Source organism: Kribbella sp. (genome assembly GCF_035655035.1).
Lineage (GTDB): Bacteria > Actinomycetota > Actinomycetes > Propionibacteriales > Kribbellaceae > Kribbella.
On the sequence record NZ_DASRVN010000780.1, the window covers coordinates 1 to 4,807 of the forward strand.

The 4,807-nt window shown below is 68.6% G+C and carries 5 protein-coding genes; 4 read left to right on the plus strand and 1 reads right to left on the minus strand.

Annotated elements, in window-relative coordinates; genetic code table 11:
• Nucleotides 1-111 precede the first annotated feature (111 nt).
• The gene (locus VFF46_RS39655) at nt 112-1,311 is read right to left on the minus strand and encodes an NADP-dependent malic enzyme (RefSeq protein WP_325042434.1); all 1,200 of its coding nucleotides are present in this window, start codon (nt 1,309-1,311) and stop codon (nt 112-114) included.
• 203 nt (nt 1,312-1,514) lie between these two features.
• Here VFF46_RS39655 and VFF46_RS39660 point away from each other — a divergent pair, with 203 nt between their 5' ends.
• From VFF46_RS39660 to VFF46_RS39675, 4 genes are all read left to right on the plus strand, one after another.
• Entirely contained in the window at nt 1,515-2,351 is an 837-nt protein-coding gene (locus VFF46_RS39660) for a transporter substrate-binding domain-containing protein (protein WP_325042435.1), read from the plus strand.
• Nucleotides 2,348-3,175, plus strand: a complete 828-nt coding sequence (locus VFF46_RS39665; protein WP_325042436.1) for an amino acid ABC transporter permease — start codon at nt 2,348-2,350, stop codon at nt 3,173-3,175. Before VFF46_RS39660 ends, VFF46_RS39665 begins: the two co-directional genes overlap by 4 nt.
• Nucleotides 3,175-3,906, plus strand: a complete 732-nt coding sequence (locus VFF46_RS39670) for an amino acid ABC transporter ATP-binding protein (protein ID WP_325042437.1) — start codon at nt 3,175-3,177, stop codon at nt 3,904-3,906. Before VFF46_RS39665 ends, VFF46_RS39670 begins: the two co-directional genes overlap by 1 nt.
• 26 nt (nt 3,907-3,932) lie before the next feature.
• The coding region (locus tag VFF46_RS39675) for an ABC transporter substrate-binding protein (protein WP_325042438.1) at nt 3,933-4,807 on the plus strand (875 nt) is incomplete at its 3' end.

A 4,807-nucleotide genomic window follows, 5' to 3' on the forward strand; every position in this document is an offset into this window, starting at 1 on the left:
GGCGCTGGTCCACCCCAAGTCAGTTACCGACCTCACCCCTCCCCGATCCACCCCACCTCGGGCGACACGGGGCCTAGGCGGGGGCTGTGCGCGGGGGCACGCGCGGCGAGGTCAGGGGCGGGCTACGCCGTCGGCTGTGGCGGCGGTTGCTACGGCGGTTGCTACGGCTGGGGCGACTCGGGGGTCGAAGGGGGACGGGATGATGTAGTCGGGGCGGAGGTCAGCCGGGGTGATGAGGTCCGCCAGGGCGTTGGCGGCGGCCAGTTTCATGCCCTCGGTGATGCGGGAAGCGTTCGCGTCGAAGGCGCCGCGGAAGATGCCGGGGAAGGCCAGGACGTTGTTGATCTGGTTGGGGAAGTCCGAGCGACCGGTGGCGACCACCGCGGCGTGGCGGTGGGCGATGTCGGGGTGGACCTCCGGGTTCGGGTTGGCGAGCGCGAAGATCATCGCGTCGGGGGCCATCCGGGCGACGGCTTCCTCGGGGACGGTGCCGCCGGAGACGCCGAGGAAGAGGTCCGCGCCGGCCAGCGCGTCGACCAGGCGGCCGGAGAGACCGCCGGTGTTGGTGTCGCGGGCCAGAGACAGCTTGACCGGATTCAGGTCGGAGCGGTCCTCGTGCAGCACGCCCTTGCTGTCGACCACCGCGAGGTCGCCGACCCCCGCCTGCAGCAGGATCCGCGCACACGCCACTCCGGCCGCCCCGGCACCCGAGATCACGACCCGGATGTCGGAGATCTCCTTGCCCGTCACGCGGAGCGCGTTCCGGAGAGCGGCGAGTACGACGACCGCCGTACCGTGCTGGTCGTCGTGGAAGACCGGGATGTCGAGCCGCTCCTTGAGCCGGCGCTCGATCTCGAAGCAGCGCGGCGCGGAGATGTCCTCAAGATTGATCCCGCCGAACGTCGGCGCCATCCGCGCGACCGTCTCGACGAACTCGTCCACGTCGGTGCAGTCCAGCGCGATCGGCACCGAGTCGACGCCGCCGAACTCCTTGAACAGCAGCGCCTTGCCCTCCATCACCGGCAGCGAGGCGGCCGGCCCGATGTCGCCGAGCCCGAGGACGGCGGTGCCGTCGGTGACGACCGCGACCACGTTGGACTTCCAGGTGTACCGCCGTACCAGCGAGGGGTTCTCGGCGATCGCGGTACAGACCCGGGCGACGCCCGGCGTGTACGCCTTGGAGAGATCGTCGGCGTCGCGCACGTGGATCGACGACGTGACCTCGATCTTGCCGCCGCGGTGCAGCTCGAAGACGGCGTCACCGGCGTAGGCATCGGAGGGAACAACGGGCTCAACAGCTTGGGCGACCATGCGGGGACCCTTCGGAGAATAGCGAGCGGAACGTGTCGTGGTGGGCGTTCGATGAGGGTGCGTCGAACGGCGCCGTTGCCAGGGGGTCACCCGTCGCTCACGAGTAAACCACAGCACCAACTGGTCTGCTGTGAGGGGCCCCACATCATCCCGACGTGTGCCAGGATGCGGGGATTCACAACCCCTGTCGAGGAGAATCCGCGATGAACATCGTCCCCACTCTCCGCAAGCGCCGGGCGCAGGCAGTTGCCTCGGTCGCCGTCCTCGCGCTCGCGCTCACCGCCTGCGGCGGCTCCGGCAGCAGCGGGTCCGACGCCAAGGCCAAAGCGGCCGGCATCACGCTGGTCAAGCCGGGGAAGCTGACCATCTGCACCCACCTGCCGTACAAGCCGTTCCAGTACAAGGAGGGCACCAAGGTCGTCGGCTTCGACGTCGACCTGCTCGACCTGGTCGCCCAGGACCTCGGCGTGCAGTACGACGTGGTGAACATCGAGTGGTCGCAGGTCACCTCGGGCGCCGCGTTCCAGGCCAAGAAGTGCGACATGGGCATGGGCGCGATGACGATCACGCCGGCCCGCCAGGCCGCGATCAGCATCACCGACCCGTACATGGACGCCACCCAGGTGCTGCTGGCGAAGAAGGACTCGGGCATCAAGTCGCTGGCCGACCTGCGCGGCAAGAAGCTCGGTGCGCAGGCCGACACCACCGGCAAGACGTACGCCGACAAGAACGCCCAAGCGAACGGCTACACCGTCATCCCGTTCAACGACCTCGCGCTGCAGGAGAACAACGTGAAGTCCGGCCGGGTCGATGCCGCGATCAACGACAACGGCGTGCTGTACGACTACGTCAAGGACAACCCGGACATGGGCGTGGTGGCCGAGTTCAACACCGGCGAGCAGTACGGGTTCGGCGCGCTGAAGGACGGCAGCGGCCCGAAACTGGTGGCCAAGTTCAACGAGCTGCTGAAGAAGGCGAAGTCGGACGGCAAGTACAACGAGATCTACAAGAAGTGGTTCGGGGTTGAGCCGAAGAAGTGAGTACATCGACCGAAGCACAAACCGTTGAGCGCAAGGGGCTGAGCCCGCGGCAGCGGGCCCAGCGCTCCCGCTGGATCCAGTACGCGATCCTCGTCGTGCTGGTTCTGGCCGCCGTGTTCTCCGCGAACTGGCACCAGATCGCGAGCGTGTTCTTCCGGCCGTCCTTCATCAAGTCGACGTTCGAGAACGGCGTCCTGCTCGCGCTGGTGAAGACGCTCGAGTACACCGCCGGCGCGTTCGTGATCGGCCTCACCGGCGGCACCCTGCTGGCGTTGATGAAGCTCAGCCAGGTCGCGCCGTACCGCTGGATCGCGACGGCGTACATCGAGTTCTTCCGCGGGCTGCCGGCGATCGTGGTGTTCATCGCGTTCAGCCTGCTGCCGCTGGCGTTCCCGGGGCTGACGATTCCCTGGGACCCGTACGGCGTGGTCTGGCTCGCGCTCGGGATCGTCGCGTCGGCGTACATGGCCGAGGTGATCCGGGCCGGCATCCAGGCGGTACCGAAGGGGCAGGTCGAGGCGGCCCGTTCGCTCGGCATGCCGCCCGGGCTGGCGATGCGGAAGATCGTGCTGCCGCAGGCGTTCCGGATCGTGCTGCCGCCGTTGACCAACGACCTGATCCTGCTGGTCAAGGACTCGTCGCTGGTGTTCATGATCGGCGTCGCCGCGGACGGGTACGAGCTCACCGGGTTCGGCCGGGACCTGGCGAACACCGACTCGAACCTGACCCCGATCGTGGTCTGCGGCTTCTGCTACCTGGTGATCACCCTGCCGCTGGGCATCCTGGCCCGCCGGCTCGAGGCCCGGACGGCGAGGACGCGCTGATGGCACTGGTAGAGATCAAGAACCTGCACAAGTCGTTCGGCAGCAACCACGTCCTGCGCGGTATCGACTTCACCGTCGAGCAGGGCGAGGTGGTGTGCGTGATCGGCCCGTCCGGGTCCGGCAAGTCCACGCTGCTGCGCTGCGTCAACCTGCTGGAGGTGCCGCAGGAGGGCCAGGTGTTCGTGCGCGGTGAGGACATCACCGACCCGGACTGCCACCTGGACGCCGCGCGGCAGCAGATCGGGATGGTGTTCCAGCAGTTCAACCTGTTCCCGCACCTGTCGGTGCTGGCGAACTGCACCGTTGCCCAGCGCACCGTTCTGAACCGCTCCGCCGACGACGCCGACAAGGTTGCCCGCGGCAACCTCGAGCGGGTCGGGCTGCACGACAAGATCGACGCGTACCCGGCCCAGCTGTCCGGTGGTCAGCAGCAACGGGTGGCGATCGCCCGGGCGCTGTCGATGGACCCGGCGCTGATGCTGTTCGACGAGCCGACGTCGGCGCTGGACCCGGAGCTGGTCGGCGAGGTGCTCGACGTGATGCGTGACCTCGCCCTGGGCGGAACCACGATGGTCGTGGTCACCCACGAGATCGGCTTCGCCAGGGAGGTCGCGGACACCGTGGTCTTCCTGGACGAGGGCCGGATCGTCGAGCGGGGCACCCCGGCCCAGGTGCTCGACCGGCCGCGCGAGGCACGCACCCGCGCCTTCCTGAGCAAGGTCCTGCCGTGAACCCCGCACGCCGAAGGAACACCACCATGACCGTCCGGCTCGCTGTGCTACCCGCCCTGCTGGCGATTGTGCTGGCGCTGGCCGGCTGTGCGGGGCCCGACCCCGACCAGGCGACCGGCCCCACCACGGCGCCCCCGCCCGGGCACGGCACCGTCAACACCAGCCCCGACCAGCAGCGGATCCGCGCCCAGAAGATCGACTCGATCGCCGCCCAGGTACCCGCCGCGATCCGCGACAAGGGCACCCTGGTGGTCGGGCTGGACGGCAAGGGCAGTCCGCCGCTGACGTTCCGCGCCGATGACGACCAGACGATGATCGGCGTGGAGGTCGACGTCGCGCAGTTGGTCGCGGACACCCTCGGTCTGCGGCTGGAGCTGCGGCCGACGTCCTGGGAGAACCTGTTCCTCTCGGTCGACTCCGGCCAGTACGACGCTGGGTTCTCGAACATCACGGTCACCGAGGAGCGCAAGGACAAGTACGACTTCGCCACGTACCGGGTCGACACGGTGGCCTTCGAGGCGGCGAAGAACAACCCGATCCAGCACGTCGACAAGCCCGCCGACGTGGCCGGCAAGACCGTCGCGGTGTCCGCCGGCACCAACCAGGAGCAGATCCTGGTGCGCTGGGACGCGAAGAACCGGGCGGCCGGGCTACCTCCGGTGAAGATCCAGTACTACCAGTCGTCGGGCGACTACTACCTGGCGCTGCAGTCCGGCCGCACCGACCTCTACCTCGGCCCCAACCCCGGCTCGGCGTACCACGTCGCGGTGAAGGGCGACACCAAGATCGTCGGCCAGATCAGCGGCGGCGGGGACGTCACCGCCGACATCGCCGCGATGACCAAGAAGAACAACGGCCTGGTCGGCCCGCTCGGCGGGGCGCTCAACGCACTGATCAAGAG

Excerpts from the sequence above, each read along its gene's own strand:
- VFF46_RS39660 (WP_325042435.1), top strand. The coding sequence starts at position 1,515 with ATGAACATCGTCCCCACTCTCCGCAAGCGCCGGGCGCAGGCAGTTGCC.
- VFF46_RS39655 (WP_325042434.1), bottom strand. The coding sequence starts at position 1,311 with ATGGTCGCCCAAGCTGTTGAGCCCGTTGTTCCCTCCGATGCCTACGCC.
- VFF46_RS39670 (WP_325042437.1), top strand. The coding sequence starts at position 3,175 with ATGGCACTGGTAGAGATCAAGAACCTGCACAAGTCGTTCGGCAGCAAC.